Source organism: Micromonospora sp. NPDC047467 (assembly GCF_040643095.1).
Classification (GTDB): domain Bacteria; phylum Actinomycetota; class Actinomycetes; order Mycobacteriales; family Micromonosporaceae; genus Micromonospora.
The window spans coordinates 420,611-435,465 of the sequence record NZ_JBEYTO010000007.1 but is presented as its reverse complement, the minus strand read 5'-3'; the positions used below and the strand labels follow the sequence as shown (position 1 = coordinate 435,465).

General features: G+C 73.7%; 12 protein-coding genes. 7 read left to right on the top strand and 5 right to left on the bottom strand.

The window, feature by feature from the left end:
- Nucleotides 1-525 precede the first annotated feature (525 nt).
- The 3 genes from ABZ780_RS22040 to ABZ780_RS22030 all read left to right on the top strand — a co-directional run bounded on the left by ABZ780_RS22040 (nt 526) and on the right by ABZ780_RS22030 (nt 3,408).
- Nucleotides 526-945 (top strand): protein-tyrosine phosphatase family protein, encoded by a 420-nt coding sequence (locus ABZ780_RS22040; protein WP_357002019.1) that lies wholly within the window; start codon nt 526-528, stop codon nt 943-945.
- A 185-nt stretch (nt 946-1,130) separates the two neighbouring features.
- Nucleotides 1,131-2,489 (top strand): D-alanyl-D-alanine carboxypeptidase, encoded by a 1,359-nt coding sequence (locus tag ABZ780_RS22035; protein WP_357487205.1) that lies wholly within the window; start codon nt 1,131-1,133, stop codon nt 2,487-2,489.
- 70 nt (nt 2,490-2,559) lie between these two features.
- Entirely contained in the window at nt 2,560-3,408 is an 849-nt protein-coding gene (locus tag ABZ780_RS22030) for a peptidylprolyl isomerase (protein ID WP_357487203.1), read from the top strand.
- Between the two features lie 166 nt (nt 3,409-3,574).
- Here the strand turns inward: ABZ780_RS22030 and ABZ780_RS22025 are convergent, their stop codons facing one another.
- Complete coding sequence (locus ABZ780_RS22025) at nt 3,575-4,612, bottom strand: LacI family DNA-binding transcriptional regulator (protein ID WP_357002011.1); 1,038 nt, start codon at nt 4,610-4,612, stop codon at nt 3,575-3,577.
- 262 nt (nt 4,613-4,874) lie between these two features.
- On the opposite strand from ABZ780_RS22025, the gene ABZ780_RS22020 reads away from it, so the two are divergent.
- The 4 genes from ABZ780_RS22020 (at nt 4,875) to ABZ780_RS22005 (ending at nt 9,853) form a co-directional block, all read left to right on the top strand.
- Nucleotides 4,875-5,891: an acetylxylan esterase gene (locus ABZ780_RS22020; protein ID WP_357002810.1), complete on the top strand. Its 1,017-nt coding sequence runs from the start codon at nt 4,875-4,877 to the stop codon at nt 5,889-5,891.
- Nucleotides 5,892-6,045: 154 nt separating this feature from the next.
- The gene (locus tag ABZ780_RS22015; protein ID WP_357002808.1) at nt 6,046-6,783 is read left to right on the top strand and encodes a M15 family metallopeptidase; all 738 of its coding nucleotides are present in this window, start codon (nt 6,046-6,048) and stop codon (nt 6,781-6,783) included.
- Nucleotides 6,784-7,002: 219 nt separating this feature from the next.
- Complete coding sequence (locus ABZ780_RS22010) at nt 7,003-8,268, top strand: RICIN domain-containing protein (protein WP_357002009.1); 1,266 nt, start codon at nt 7,003-7,005, stop codon at nt 8,266-8,268.
- Nucleotides 8,269-8,653: 385 nt separating this feature from the next.
- Nucleotides 8,654-9,853, top strand: coding sequence for an RtcB family protein (locus ABZ780_RS22005; RefSeq protein ID WP_357002006.1), 1,200 nt, complete (start codon nt 8,654-8,656; stop codon nt 9,851-9,853).
- Nucleotides 9,854-9,894: 41 nt separating this feature from the next.
- Here ABZ780_RS22005 and ABZ780_RS22000 read toward each other — a convergent pair whose 3' ends face one another.
- The 4 genes from ABZ780_RS22000 to ABZ780_RS21985 all read right to left on the bottom strand — a co-directional run bounded on the left by ABZ780_RS22000 (nt 9,895) and on the right by ABZ780_RS21985 (nt 14,843).
- Nucleotides 9,895-10,686, bottom strand: coding sequence for a maleylpyruvate isomerase family mycothiol-dependent enzyme (locus tag ABZ780_RS22000; protein ID WP_357002003.1), 792 nt, complete (start codon nt 10,684-10,686; stop codon nt 9,895-9,897).
- 70 nt (nt 10,687-10,756) lie between these two features.
- Nucleotides 10,757-12,259, bottom strand: a complete 1,503-nt coding sequence (locus tag ABZ780_RS21995; RefSeq protein WP_357487202.1) for an MFS transporter — start codon at nt 12,257-12,259, stop codon at nt 10,757-10,759.
- A gap of 227 nt (nt 12,260-12,486) precedes the next feature.
- Nucleotides 12,487-13,389, bottom strand: coding sequence for a Gmad2 immunoglobulin-like domain-containing protein (locus tag ABZ780_RS21990; RefSeq protein WP_357487201.1), 903 nt, complete (start codon nt 13,387-13,389; stop codon nt 12,487-12,489).
- Nucleotides 13,386-14,843, bottom strand: coding sequence for a HAMP domain-containing sensor histidine kinase (locus ABZ780_RS21985; RefSeq protein ID WP_357487200.1), 1,458 nt, complete (start codon nt 14,841-14,843; stop codon nt 13,386-13,388). Before ABZ780_RS21985 ends, ABZ780_RS21990 begins: the two co-directional genes overlap by 4 nt.
- Nucleotides 14,844-14,855: the final 12 nt, after the last annotated feature.

Genomic DNA, 14,855 nt, shown 5'->3' with positions numbered 1-14,855 from the left:
ACCTCGTCGGCCAGTACTGGAACAGCTGACCCCCGGCACCACGAGAGAACCGCTGGCCGGCACCCCGAACGCGGGGGGCCGGCCAGCGGCATGTCCGGGGTCTGGAGGCCAGGGCGTCGGCTTGGTGTGGGTCGGGTTGGCGCGCGACGCGTCGTTGGCTGGCGCGGGGTAGGTGGTTGGCCTTGCCGCGTCTGGTGCTGGCCACGAGATCTTGGACAGTTCCGTTTAGCAGGGCGGGCCCAGCTAACGGAAACTGTCCAAGATCGGCGTGGCGGCGTGGCGGCGTGGCGGCGTGGCGGCGTGGCGGCGTGGCGACCTGCACACCGACACCGGCGCCGCCCCCGACCCACTCCGGTCGGGGGCGGCGCTGTCTGTGCCCCGTGGCGGCGCCACGACGCCCCGGGAGCCCACGGCAGCACGGTGGCCGGGAGCCGATAGCGGCATGACGCCGGGGAGTCAGTGCGGCACGGTGGTCGGAGTTGATAGCGGCACGACGCCTGGCCCTGTTTGCGGCACAATGCTCGGGTGACTGTCGCTCAGCCCTGGTCTGAGCAGCCAGGTGTGCTCGTACTGCCCAGCGGGGCGCCGGTGCGCGGACGCCGCATCGCCGCGACCGCCTCGCCCGCCGACTTCGCCCTGTTGTTGGCGCCCGGCCCGGAGCCGGCCTGGCCGCACCGGCGGATCCGATGGCCGGACTTCTGGATACCGCTCGACCGGGCGGACGCGCTCGACGCCCTGCGGGACGTCCTGCGGCGGGCGCACGACGGTGAGCGCGTCGAGGTGGCCTGTCGGGGTGGGGTGGGCCGCACCGGTACGGCATTGGCCGCCTTGGCGATCCTTGACGGCCTGCCGGCCGAGCGGGTGGTGCCGTGGGTCCGGGCGGGCTACCACCCGAAGGCCGTGGAGGCCCCCTGGCAGCGGCGCTGGCTGCGCCGCGTCACCTGACCCACAGCCGCCAAACGCGCCGGACCGCCGCGCTAAAGCCGTCGTGCCGCCACCACCACCCGACGCCGTCGTGCGCCGGCCCGCGTCCCCGGGCCACCGCCGTCGTGCGTCGGCACCCGTCACCGCCGCCATCGTGCGGCGGCATCCGGTCCCGCCGGGCGATCTTGTTGACTAGGGTCGGGCACATGAGAGCTGCGCTGTTGGCGGCCACGGCGACCGTCGTCCTGCTCGCTCCCGCGCCGGTCACCGTCGCATCGGCCGCGCCCGCATCGACCGCGCCGGCAACGCAGGCCGCGCCGGCAACGCAGGCCGCGCCGGCAACGCAGGCCGCGCCGGCAACGCAGGCCGCGCCGGCAACGCGGGCCGCGCCGGCAACGCGGGCCGCATCGGCCGCGCCGGTGGCCGCTGCCGCCACGGAGACCGCCGCCGTGCGGTGCCCGCGGGTGCCGGCGCCGGCGGTGTCCCGGCCGCCCCGGCCCACGCCCCCGCCCGACGTGCCCGAGCAGCGGACCGTCGGCGGCGCCGGGCTGGCCACCAGCGGCCTGGTCGTGCCGGCCGGCGTGGGCGCCCCGCCGGCGATCACGGCCACGTCGTGGCTGGTCGCCGACCTGGACACCGGGCAGGTGCTCGGGGGCTGCGGCCCGCACGAGTACGGCACCCCGGCCAGCGTGCAGAAGCTGCTGCTGGCGGCGACCATGATGCCCCGGCTCGACCCGAAGCAGATGGTCACCGTCACCGCGGCGGACATGAACATCGAGCCGGGTTCCTCCGCCGTCGGCCTGGTCGAGGGCGGCCGGTACACCATCGAGACCATCTGGCTGGGGCTGCTGCTCAACTCGGGCAACGAGGCGGCGAACGCGCTGGCCCGGCTGGGCGGCGGGTCCGACGGGGCGGCCGGCGGCGTCCGCGCCATGAACGAGCAGGCACACCGGCTCGGAGCGCTCCAGACGCACGCGGTCACCCCGTCCGGCCTGGACGGCAAGGGCCAGTTCACCAGCGCGTACGACCTGGCGCTGATCGCCCGGGCCTGCTTCGCGCAGCCGACCTTCCGGCGGTACGCGCTCACCGACCAGGCGACCATCCCGGCCCAGCCGGCGCAGCGCACCAAGGGTTTCCAGATCCAGAACGAGAACCAGCTCATCTACCGGTTCCCGGGTGCGCTGGGCGGCAAGACCGGCTTCACCGACCTGGCCCGGCACACGTACGTGGGTGCTGCGGAGCGCGACGGGCGGCGGCTCGTGGCGACGCTGCTGGGTGCCGAGCCGGCGCCGATGCGCGGCTGGGAGCAGGGCGCGGCCCTGCTGGACTGGGGTTTCTCGGTGCCCCGCGACGCCGCCGTGGGCCGGTTGGTCGAGCCGGGCGAGTTGACCGCCACGCCGTCGGCCCTGCCGTCCGCGCTGGCCGCACCCGGTGCGCCCAGACCGGCCGCGGCCAGTGGCCCGCACCCCGGCTCGGGATGGCTGTGGCTGGTGACCGCGGTGAGCGCTGCGGCGGTGCTGGTGCTGCTGGGCGGGCTGCTGTGGCGTCGCCGCCAACTGCCCTGACGGATCGACAACCGGCTCTGGGATCCATAGACTCCGGTCGTTTCAGTACCACGAGTCCAGGAGGATCCCTGTGTCGAGTGAACTCGAACCGCCCTCCGGCGCGGCGGCACCCCGCCGGCCGGTGCGCGTGCTCACCCGCCTCGCGGGCGTGACGGCGCTCGCCGGGGCGCTGGTCGTCGGCGCGTCCGCCGCCGCCGTGGCCACGCCGGGCGGGTCCGTCGACGCGGTCACCGCGTCCGCCGCGTCGTCTGTCGCCGCCGCTGCCGCTGTCCGGCCGCCGCGCACCACGCACGGCCCGTGCGCGTACACCGAGACGCCTGACGAGCCGGCCGCCCGCCCGGTGCCGCTGCCGCCGGACCCCCGCCGGACCCCGGGCCGGGGCAGCGTCCGGGTGACGCTCTCCACCAACCATGGGCCGATCGGGCTGACCCTGGACCGGGAGGCCGCGCCGTGCACGGTGCAGAGCTTCCTGCACCTGGTCGGCAAGCGCTTCTACGACCGCACCTCGTGCCACCGCCTCACCGCCTACCCCACGCTGAGCGTCCTGCAGTGCGGTGACCCGTCCGGCACCGGCGAGGGCGGCCCGGGCTACCGGTACCGCGACGAGTTGCCGACCGATCTGCCGCCGGCGCCGACCGACCCGACCGGGGAGCGCCGGCTCTACGCACGGGGCGTGCTGGCCATGGCGAACGCCGGGCCGGACACCAACGGCAGTCAGTTCTTCCTGGTGTACGCCAACTCGGCGCTGCGCCCCAACTACACGATCTTCGGCGAGGTCGACCCCGCTGGCCTTGCCACCCTGGACCGGATTGCCGCCGGGGGAGTGGCGCCGACCGCCGAGGATCCGGCACCGGTCGACGGCGCGCCCGCGCTGCCGGTCAGCATCCGTCGGGCTGTCCGCGCACACCACCACCACTGACGCGTACGGCGCGGTGAGCGGCTCGGGTCGCTCACCGCGCCGGCACGTCGACGGCCGCCGCTGGACGTGCCGGCCGTCGCCCGACCTGCGGCGGGACCGGGTCGAACCGGAAATTTCGGCTGCCGGACCGGAACGGGCGGACCCGCTTCCGGAACGGCTCGGACCCTCACGACGAGTGCGCTGACCCGTTCGGCGGCGCGGTGGTGCTGTCCCGTACGACCAGCTCGGTGGCGAGTTCCACCCGGGGCGAGTCGATGCTCTCGCCCTGGGCCAGCCGCAGCACTGTCCGCGCCGCGAGCCGGCCCATCTCGACCAGCGGCTGACGCACGGTGGTCAGTGGCGGTGAGGCCCAGCGCGCCTCGGGCAGGTCGTCGAAACCCACCACGCTGACGTCGTCGGGGACTCGCAGCCCGCGGCGCCGGATGGCCTCGTAGACACCGAAGGCCATCTGGTCGCTGGCCGCGAAGATGCCGGTCGGCGGGTCGTCCAGTTCGAGCAGCGCCGTGCCGCCAGCGAAGCCGGAGGCGTGGTAGAAGTCGCCCGGGTAGATCAGCGCGTCGTCCACCGGGACGCCGGCGGCCTCCAGCCCGGCCCGGTAGCCGTCGAGGCGGGCGCGGCTGCACAGCAGGTGCGTCGGCCCGGCCACGAACCCGATCCGCCGGTGCCCGACCGCCAGCAGGTGCTCGGTCGCGGCGAGCCCGCCGGCCCAGTTGGTGGCGCCGATCGTCGGCACGTCCATCGCCGGCACGCCGGCCGGGTCGACGACGACCACCGGCACGTTGAGGCGGCGGAGCTGCGCGTGCAGGGGTGGGCTCAGGTGCGACGTCACGAAGATGACGCCGTCGGTGGCCCGGGTACGCAGGTTCTGCAACCACTGCCGGGCGGCCGTGGGCTGGCGGTGGATCGCGGAGACCACGGTGCCGACGCCGGCGCCGTGCCCGACGTCCTCCACACCGCGGATGATTTCCACGGCCCACGGGCTGTCCAGGTCGTTGAAGACCAGGTCGACGAGGCCGGCACGTCGCACGCTGCGGCTGCTGCGGCGCCGGTAGCCGTGGTGGCGCAGCAGTTCCTCGACCCGTTCCCGGGTGTCGGGGGCCACATCGGACCGACCGTTGAGCACCCGCGACACGGTCGGCACCGAAACCCCGGCCTCCCGCGCGATCGCGGTGATGGTCACCCTGCGTCCGTCGTCCGCGCCCATCCGCGTCTCCTTCACCGGTCCGCAAGAGCGACCGCAAGCCGTCGCCATGCCATTGTCCCGGAACGGCATTCCCGCTCCTCCGCGTCATCTTGCCCCACGGACGGGGGTTGACGACATGGCAGGTCGGTTCTAGCGTTCGGCACAGTTGCGGAAAGGTTCCGGTAACTTATCGGACACCTTCCGGTGTGCTGCCCGACGCCCGCGCCGTCGCCCCCGGCGACCGCCCCCTGCATCAGTGTCAATCCGACGGACCGAGGACGCCATGTACACCGACCTGTCCGAGGAGCAGCTACGCGACCACCGCGGCGTGGTGACCGACCCCGCGGACTTCGACGAGTTCTGGGACGGCACGCTGGCCGAGGCCCGGGCCGCCGGATGGCCGATCCGGGTCGAGCCGGTGGCGACCGCTCTGACCAGCATCGACGTGTTCGACGTGACGTTCGCGGGCTTCGCCGGTCAGCCCGTACGGGCCTGGCTGCGGGTGCCCCGCGGGGCCGACGCGGCGCTGCCGACCCTCGTGCAGTACGTCGGCTACGGCGGCGGGCGGGGGCACCCGCTGGAGAACCTGCTGTGGGCGTCGGCCGGGTTCGCCCACCTGCAGATGGACACCCGAGGGCAGGGCTCGGGCTGGAGTCGGGGTGTCACCCCGGATCCGGGCACGTCCGGTCCGGAGGCGCCGGGCGTGGCGACCCGGGGCATCGCCGACCCCCGGACGTACTACTACCGGCGGCTGATCACCGACGCGGTCCGGGCGGTGGATGCCGTCCGCACCCTGCCGATGGTCGACCCGACCCGGGTGGCGGTGCTCGGGCACAGCCAGGGCGGCGGGCTGGCCCTCGCGGCCGGCGCGCTGGCACCCGGTGTGCGGGCGGTGGTCGCCCTCGTGCCGTTCCTCTGCGACATCCCGCGCGCGGTGGTGGTCACCGACGCCCGCCCGTACCGGGAGATCCGCGACTACCTGGCGATCCACCGGGACGCCGAGGAGCGGGTGCTGACGACCCTGTCGTACGTCGACGGGGTCAACTTCGCGCGGCGCTGCCGCCGGCCCGCCCGGTACTCGGTGGCGCTGATGGACGACATCGTGCCGCCGTCGGGGGTCTACGCGGCTGTGAACGCCCACGCGGGGCCGACCGAGTTGGCGGTGTGGCGCTACAACGGCCACGAGGGCGGCGGGATCGACGACGACGAGGCGGCGCTGCGGTTCCTGCGCGGGCACCTGGTCGACGACACCGACTCGGTGCGGCCGGCGGCGGGGGAAGATCCGGGCGCCGCGGGTTGATCCGGCGCGGACCCCTCGCCCAGGCTGATAGACAGGACGGGTGCGCAGGTCAGGCCGGGTGGGCAACGCCGCCGTGCTCGCGGTCGTCGCGGTGCTCGGTGGCTGCTCGCACCCGCCCGCCGGCCAGCAGCCGTCGGTCCCGGCGACGACGTCGGTGAGCCCGGGGCCGGCGAGCGCTGAGCCCTCCGCCACGGGCCGGTTGCCGGGGTTCGTGGTGCTGTCCGACGTCGATCCGCGCATCCACTCCGACATCCGGTACGCCACGGCGCACAACTTCGTCGGCCGGCCGGTCACCGCCTACCGCGAGCCCCTGTGCCTGCTCACCCGACAGGCGGCCGAGGCGCTGCGCCGGGTGCAGGACGCCGCGCTGGCCGGCGGACACAGCCTCAAGGTGTACGACTGCTACCGCCCGCAGCCCGCGGTGGACGACTTCGTCGCCTGGTCGAAGAGCCCGCTCGAACAGCAGACCAAGGCCGAGTTCTATCCGGATCTGGCCAAGGACCGGCTCTTCGCCGACGGCTACATCGGCGCCCCCACCGCGCACAGTCGGGGCAGCACGCTTGACCTGACGCTGGTCGACGAGCCCGCCGCCACCCAACCCCCGTTCGTGCCGGGGCAGCCGCTTGTCGCCTGCACGGCCCCGGTCGGCCAACGGTTCGCCGACAACAGCATCGACATGGGCACCGGCTTCGATTGCTTCGACGCCCGGGCGCACACCGCGGACCCCCGCATCACCGGCACGGCCCGGGAGAACCGGCAGTTGCTGCGGCGGCTGATGACCGACGCCGGCTTCGTCAACTACGACCGCGAGTGGTGGCACTACCGCTATCGCGACGAGCCCTACCCGGACACCTACTTCGCCCTGCCGGTGGCCCGGTCCTCGGTCGGCTGACCTCGGCTGACCTCGACGGTCGCCTCGTCGACCTGGTGGCCACCGAGGTGATGGGCCGGCGCGATTGACGCCCTCGCGGTGGGGCGCATAATCTTCGTCTATCTGTAAAGGTTGTGAACTGATAGTTCACGCTGACGCGGCGGCGCGCGTCCCGGGCCACACCGAAGGGGCGATCACGTGATCACACAGCTCTCCACCCGTACCAGAAGGATCTTGTCGGTGTTCGTCGCGCTCCTCGTCGCGGTGAGCGCCGGCCTCGTGGGCGGCGCCTCGCGGGGCGCGCAGGCCGCGCCGACGTTCAAGGTCCTGGCCTTCTACAACGGCACCTGGGACGCCGCGCACATCGACTTCGTCCGTGACGCCCGCGCCTGGTTCCCGCGGGCCGCGGCACAGTACGGCTTCTCCTGGGAGGCGACCACCAACTGGAGCCTGCTGAACACCGCGAACCTGGCCCAGTACAAGGTCATCATGTTCCTCGACGACGCCCCGCCCACCGCGCAGCGCGCCGCGTTCCAGCAGTACATGCAGAACGGCGGTGGCTGGCTGGGCTTCCACGTCAGCGCGTGGACCGACAACCCGTCGAGCTGGAGTTGGTACTACAACACCTTCCTCGGCACCGGCGCGTTCCAGTCGAACACCTGGGGGCCGACCCGGGTCACGCTGCGCGCCGACAACCGCACCCACGCGGCCACCCGGAACCTCCCGGCGACGTTCTCCTCGTCGATCAGCGAGTGGTACTCCTGGAGCAACGACCTGCGGCAGAACCCCAACATCGACATCCTGGCCTCGATCGACCCGTCCAGCTTCCCGGTCGGCACCGACCCCACCCAGACCTGGTACAGCGGCTACTACCCGCTGGTGTGGAGCAACAGGAACTACAAGATGCTGTACGCCAACTTCGGCCACAACGCGATGAACTACAGCACCAACACCGGGCTGTCCTCCACCTTCGACAGCGAGCCGCAGAACCGGCTGCTGATCGACGGGCTGCACTGGCTCGCGGGCGTCGCCACCGGGCCCACCCCGACGCCCACGCCGACCGGCCCGATCTCGCCGACCGCCTGGCACACCGTGGTCAACCGGGGCAGCGGCAAGTGCGTGGACGCGCGGGCCGCCGCCAGCGCCAACGGCACCGCCATCCAGCAGTACACCTGCAACAACAGCGCCGCCCAGCAGTACCAGTTCGCGCCGACCAGCGGCGGCTACCTGCGGGTCAACAACCGCACCAACAGCGCCCAGGTGCTCGACGTGACGAACGTGTCGACCGCCGACTCGGCGCCGATCCAACTCTGGTCCTACAGCGGCGGCACCAACCAGCAGTGGCGGGCCGAGTCGGAGGGTGGTGGCTACTACCGCCTGGTCAACCGTCTCAGCGGCAAGTGTCTCGACGTGCCGGGGGCGTCCACGGCGAACAGCGTCCAGCTCATCCAGTACACCTGCAACGGCACCGCGGCGCAGTCCTTCCGGCTGGTGCCGCAGCCGTAACCGAGCCGGCGCGGCCGGGCCGCTCGCAATATCCATTGCGGACGCGGCTCGGCCCGCCTAGCGTCACTGGAGCAAGGTCAACCGCGCAGACCCCGGGAGTACGCCGTGTCGCAACGCCAACCCACCGACGCCACCTGGCGCACGCCAGGTGCCGGTGCCGCGTTGCCGTCCGGCGCGGGGTGCCGGTGTCTCGGCCAGCCCGAACAGACCCGGCACTCGGGGCGACGCCACCGCTGACGACAGCGCGTCCGGCGCCGCCCACCCCGCTGAGGGTCGGGCGGCCTTTCGTATCCGACCAGCCTCTCCGCGCCCGGCCGATCCGTTGGCGCGATCATTTCCGGTCACCCCTGCGACGATGGTGCCGGTACGACACAAGGAGACCACGATGGGATTCACGCCCCTCGCCGGTACCCGGGCGCCGGTCCGGGTCTGGACCGACCCGTACGCCATCGAGCCGCAGGCCGCCCGGCAGCTGCGCAACATCGGCGCGCTGCCCTGGGTGCAGGGCGTCGCCGTGATGCCGGACGTGCACTTCGGCAAGGGCGCCACGGTCGGGTCGGTGATCGCCATGCGGCAGGCCGTCTCGCCCGCCGCCGTCGGCGTCGACATCGGCTGCGGCATGTCGGCGGTGCGTACCTCGCTGACCGCCGCTGACCTGCCGGACGACCTGGCCGGCCTGCGGTCCGCGATCGAGGCCACCATCCCGGTCGGCTTCGCCCAGCGGGACCGGGCCGTCGACCCGCGCCGGGTTCGGGGCCTGGAGCAGGCCGGGTGGGACGACTTCTGGGGCCGGTTCGCCGGGCTGGACCGTCGGGTGGCGCAGCTGGAGACCCGGGCTCAGCGGCAGCTCGGCACGCTCGGCGGCGGCAACCACTTCATCGAGGTCTGCCTGGAGCAGGGTGGCGCCGACGAGGGCCGGGTGTGGGTGATGCTGCACTCCGGGTCCCGCAACATCGGCAAGGAGTTGGCCGAGCGGCACATCGGGGTGGCCCGCGGGCTGCCGCACAACGTCGACCTGCCCGACCGGGACCTGGCGGTGTTCCTCGCCGGCACGCCGGAGATGGACGCCTACCGGCGGGACCTGTGGTGGGCGCAGGAGTACGCGCGGCGCAACCGGGCGGTCATGCTGGCGCTGCTCTGCGGCGTGGTGCGGGAGCACTTCCCGCAGGTGGGCTTCGACGAGCCGATCTCGTGTCACCACAACTACGTCGCCGAGGAGAGCTACGACGGGGTGGACGTGCTGGTCACCCGTAAGGGCGCGATCCGGGCCGGGCGGGGCGACCTGGGCATCATTCCCGGGTCGATGGGCACCGGGTCGTACATCGTGCGGGGTCGGGGCAACCCGCACGCGTACTGCTCGGCCTCGCACGGGGCCGGGCGGCGGATGTCGCGGGCGCAGGCCAAGCGGACCTTCAGCACGGACGACCTGGCCGCGCAGACCGCCGGGGTCGAGTGCCGCAAGGACGCCGGGGTGGTCGACGAGATCCCCGGCGCCTACAAGGACATCACCGAGGTGATGGCCCAGCAGGAGGACCTGGTGGAGGTGGTGGCGCACCTCAAGCAGGTGGTCTGCGTGAAGGGGTGACGAGCCGCGCGGGCCGGGAGGACCGGCCCGCGCGGTACGCGTCAGAAGCCGACGAAGACCCGGCGCAGGTCGTCCAGGGTCACTGGGCCGGTCACCCGCACCCCGTCGGGGGTGTGCGTGGGCCCGAGCCGGCCGACGGCGAGTCGCAGCCACGCCTCGGCCGGAGCGGTCAGCTCGCCGTCGGGCTGTTCCGGCGCGTCGACCAGCTCGATCTTCTCGCCCAGCCGCAGCCCGTACGTCCGCTCCGGCTGGTGCAGCCGCAGCAGCAGGGTGGCCTCCCGGCCGGCCAGCTCCTGTGGCCGGCTGGTCCAGCCCAGCATGCCGCCGACGTGGTCGAGCAGCAGCGTCACCGCCTGCGGCGTCACCGACGCGAACGGGTTGAACGCCACCTCGACGTCCCACTGGTGCAGGGCGAACTCGCTGAGCCGGAACCGGCCCGCGGTGGCGACGTTCACCGGCTCGGGCAGGAAACCCATGTCGATGCGCAGCGTGGCGCGGGTGTCGGCGTCGAGCGCCTCGTACGCCTCGACCAGCTCTTCGTTGGCGGCCAGGAACCCGGCGGCGTGCTCGGCCGGGGACATCGCGTCCCAGCGCTTCCAGACGCCGCGGTTGAAGTCGCCGTCCAAGCCGGGAGCGCCGGTGCGGGCGGCGGTCAGGGTGGCGAGGCCGATCTCGGCGCCGCTGCCCAGGTGGCTGAGCACCTGGGACACCTGCCACTCGCTGGCCCCCGACGGTCGGACCAGGTCGTCCTCCTTGAGGTCCCGGACGAGTGCGGCCAGCTCCTCGTGGCCCGCGCGCAGAGCGGCGATGATCTCATCGGCAGGGGTGGGCATGTGTCTCCTCAACGGGTTGTCGACGCTGCCCAGAACGCTATCCGACGCCGGCCGGCGTCCGTCGGTCCGCTCAACCCATGTGCACGGGGCCGCCGGTCCGGATGTCCCCCTTACGCACCTTGATCAGGAACAGGGTGATCAGGCCGGCGAGCACGATCAGGGCCGCGCCCCAGGCGAACGCCACGCTGTAGCCGTGCACCAGCGCCTTGACCTGGGTGGCCGGGCTCGGTGCCCGGCCCACCAGGTACGCGGTGACCGCGCTGGTGTACATGGTGTTCAGCAGGGCGGTGCCCAACGAGCCGCCAATCTGCTGGGTGGCGTTGAGCGTCGCGCTGGCCGCGCCGGCGTCGTGCTCCGGCACCCCGAACAGCGCCAGGCTGGACAGCGGCACGAAGGTGAAACCGAGGCCCAGGCCGAGGATGACCTGGGCGGGCAGCAGGAGGGTGAGGAACGAGGTGTCCACGTCGATCTGGGTGAGCAGCAGCATACCGACGGCGGCGAGCGCGGCGCCGCCGACCATCAGCGGCTTGGCACCCAGCCGGGGCAACAGTTGGCTGGCGCCGGCGGCGGCGATCAGCACGCCCGCGGTGACCGGCAGCGACGCGAGCCCGGCTTCGAGCGGCGTGTACTGAAGCACCACCTGGAAGTAGAAGGTCAGGAAGAGGAACGCGCCGAACAGGCCGGCGCCGATCAGCGTCGAGGTGAGGTACGCCGCGCCCCGGTTGCGGTCCAGGATGATCCGCAGCGGCAGCAGCGGGTGGTTGGAGCGCAGCTCGATCACCACGAAGACGGCGAGCAGCACCACACCGGCGGCGATGAACCCGAGCGTCGCGGCGGCCTCCCAGCCGTCCTCGGCGGCCTTGGTGAAGCCGTACACGAGGGAGACCAGGCCGGCGGTGACGACGACCGCTCCCGGTACGTCGTAGCGGGTGTTCCCGTGCGCCCGGCTCTCCGGCACCAGCGGGAGGGCGAGGGCGATCGCCACGGCGGCGACGGGGATGTTGACCAGCAGGCACCAGCGCCAGTTGGCGTACTCGGTGAGCACCCCACCGAGCAGCAGGCCGACCGCCGACCCGCCGCCGGCGATGCCGCCGTACACGGCGAACGCCTTGGCGCGCTCGGTCGTCTCGGTGAACAGGACGGTGAGCAGGGCCAGCGCGGCCGGGGCGAGCAGCGCGCCGAAGACGCCCTGCAACGCCCGGGCGGCGAAGAGCATCTCGCCGGTGGTCGCCAGACCGCCCAGCGCGGAGGCCAGCGCGAAGCCGATCATGCCGACGATGAACGCGCGCTTGCGACCCCAGTAGTCGGCGATCCGGCCGCCGAGCAGCAGCAGGCCACCGAAGGCCAGCGTGTAGGCGGTGACCACCCACTGTCGGTTCGCGTCGTTGATCCCCAGGTCCGCCTGGGCCTGGGGGAGCGCGATGTTCACGATGGTGGCGTCCAGGACCACCATCAGCTGCGCGAGGGCGATGACCACCAGCGCGAGCCAACGCCGCGGGTACGGCGTGCCGGTCGACGCCCCGGCGCCAGGTGCGCCAGGTGCGCCGGGTGCGGTCGAGGCGGTTCCGGGCATGGTGCAGCCTTTCGGGTGGCGAGCGACGATGGATCAGGCGCTGGGTCCGGCAGCGGTGCACCGGGCGGCCGGAACCCCGCAACCCGGGCCCACCCGCTGACCGCCGAGCGTTCCGACCTCCCGAACGAGGTCGTACTGACGGTAGGTCGCGGTCAGATGATCGTGGGTCTCTTTGCGAATTACGTCGCATTCGGTCGGGAGGGCGGCTACCTTCCCGCCCTCCGCGCTCAGGCGGGCGCGAGGAGCACCGGCACGGCCACCGTGTTGATCCGCGCGCCGTCGTGCGGGGACACCTCGTACACCTCGATGGTGCCGCGCTGCTCCCGGGTCGTGCGCCAGCCGACCACCACGCGGTACGCGCCCCGGCAGCCGCTGCCGCAGCTGGCGGTACCGAAGCCGGTGGCCACCTCCCGGCCGGCGGCGTCCAGGACCCGGACGCTGACCGTGGCCTCGAACGCGTCGGCGGTGCCGGTGACGGTGAGCGGGGCGGTGACCCGCTCACCGACGCTCGGGCCGGTGACCACGATCGGCGGCAGCAGCCCCGGATAGTCGGTCCGGTCGACCGGGGAGCCGTCGCCGAAGCGGACCTGCCGCACGGTGGGGAACTGGGTGAGCGTCCACACCACCTGTGCCTCGCGCAGCCGCCGGCGCGCCGGGTCGTCGGCGGACGGAAGGGGCCGCAACGTCGCCACGCCGTCGGTGATCCGGGTGACCTCGACGCCGGCCGGGAGCAGGGTGGTCAGCCCGGTGGCGGCCTCCGCCGGGGTGGGCCCGGCGGCCAGTTCGGTAAGCGCCAGCCGGGACGTCGCGATGGTCGCCGGCCGGGTCCGCCGGGTCGGTACGAGCTGCCCGGACCGGACGTACCACAGCTCGATGGTCACCGTCGCCTGCTGGCGCGGGCCGGTGGTGGCCGGCGTCGGCGGACGCGGCGGAGTGCCGCTGGCCGACGGTGACGGTGTCGGCGCGGCCGGCGGGGTGGGGGTGGGGCGTTCGGTGGGTGCGGCGCTCGACGGCGACGTGGTCGGCGCCGGGCCGAGGGCACCGGAGCGCGGGGTGGCGCAGCCGCCGAGGATAAGCACGGCGACAAGCACCGCGACGCCCGTCGCGGACCGCCCGCCGCGCCGGTTCATCCCGCACCACCGGTTGGGCTGGTGGTGTCCACGTCGACGTGCCCGGCCGGGCGTGGCACGCCGCCGGGCGGCCCGTCGGGACCGTGCGCGGGCAGTTCCAGCCGGAACCGGGTGCCGGCGCCCGGGTCGCTGCGGACGCTCAGCACCCCGCCGAGCAGAGCGGCGTGTTCCCGGGCGATGGCCAACCCCAGGCCGCTGCCGGAAGCGGAGCGCGCCGGGTCGACCTTGTAGAACCTGTCGAACAGGCGGGGCAGGTGCTCGGCCGGGATGCCCGGCCCCTGGTCGGTGACCTCGACGACGACAAGCGGACCCACCCCGGCCACGGTCGCCCGGATCTCGCCGCCGCCGTGCTCGACCGCGTTGGTCACCAGGTTGGCCAGCACCCGCTCCAGCCGGCGTGGGTCCGTGCGCAGCGCCACCGGTTCGCCACTGATCACCACCCGTGCCGACCAGCCGCGCGCCGCGACGATCCTGTGCAGCAGCGCCGACGTGTCCACCAGCTCAATGCTCGGGCGCTCCCGCCCGGTGTCCAGCCGGGAGATCTCCATCAGGTCCTCGACCAGCCGGCGCAGCCGGACCACGTCGCCGACCAGCAGCCGCGCGGCCGGCCGGGCGTCGTCGGGCAGCTGGTCGAGGTGCTCGCGCAGCAGCGAGGCCGCGGCGACCAGGGCGGTCACCGGGGTACGCAGCTCGTGCGCGACGTCGGCGGTGAACCGCCGTTCCCGGGCCTGCGCCGCCGAGAGCGCGGCGATCTTCGACTCCAACGCCTCGGCCATCTCGTTGAACGACGCCGCCCAGTCGCTGAACTCGTCGCGTCCGCGCACCGGCAGCCGGGTGGCGAGCAGCCCTTCGGTCAGCGCCCGGGCGGCCCGGCTGGCCCGGCCCACCGGCTCCAGCGTGCGGCGGGCCAACGCGTGCCCCACCCCGGCGGCGAGCAGCACCACGAGCACCCAGCCGGCCAGCAGCGCGTTGCGCAGTTGATCCACGTCGGCCGCGATGCCGTCCTCCTCGGTGATCACGTACAGCTCGGCGGACGAGCCGGGGATGCGCCCGCCGACCACCAGGAGTCGAGGGCGCATCCCCGGCGCGGACCGCTGGTAGCCGAGCTGTCCCTCGGCCACGGTGGCCCGCAGCCGACCGCCGAGCGTCGGGGCGTACGCCGGGTGCGAGGGTCGGGCCGGTCCGTCGACGAGCACCACGTGCCGGCCGCTGCCCTCGAAGCTGGTGAGCAGATCGGTGCCGCGCTGCTCGGTCAGCGGCAGGAACTGCCCGGCGAGGACGAGTTGGTAGCGGGCGTCGGCGGCGGCCTGGTGCAGCGAGGCGTCCAACCAGGACTGCCGCAGCAGCAGCCCGGTGCCGCCGGCCAGCAGACCGGCGGACACTCCGGCGACCAGCACGAACGCGATCGTCAGCCGGCGCCGCAGGCGGCCCGGTGCCACCGCGCGACCGGCCATCGCCGACCCTCC

Excerpts from the sequence above, each read along its gene's own strand:
- ABZ780_RS22020 (WP_357002810.1), top strand. The coding sequence starts at position 4,875 with ATGTACACCGACCTGTCCGAGGAGCAGCTACGCGACCACCGCGGCGTG.
- ABZ780_RS22005 (WP_357002006.1), top strand. The coding sequence starts at position 8,654 with ATGGGATTCACGCCCCTCGCCGGTACCCGGGCGCCGGTCCGGGTCTGG.
- ABZ780_RS22035 (WP_357487205.1), top strand. The coding sequence starts at position 1,131 with ATGAGAGCTGCGCTGTTGGCGGCCACGGCGACCGTCGTCCTGCTCGCT.
- ABZ780_RS21990 (WP_357487201.1), bottom strand. The coding sequence starts at position 13,389 with ATGAACCGGCGCGGCGGGCGGTCCGCGACGGGCGTCGCGGTGCTTGTC.
- ABZ780_RS22025 (WP_357002011.1), bottom strand. The coding sequence starts at position 4,612 with ATGGGCGCGGACGACGGACGCAGGGTGACCATCACCGCGATCGCGCGG.
- ABZ780_RS21985 (WP_357487200.1), bottom strand. The coding sequence starts at position 14,843 with ATGGCCGGTCGCGCGGTGGCACCGGGCCGCCTGCGGCGCCGGCTGACG.
- ABZ780_RS21995 (WP_357487202.1), bottom strand. The coding sequence starts at position 12,259 with ATGCCCGGAACCGCCTCGACCGCACCCGGCGCACCTGGCGCACCTGGC.
- ABZ780_RS22000 (WP_357002003.1), bottom strand. The coding sequence starts at position 10,686 with ATGCCCACCCCTGCCGATGAGATCATCGCCGCTCTGCGCGCGGGCCAC.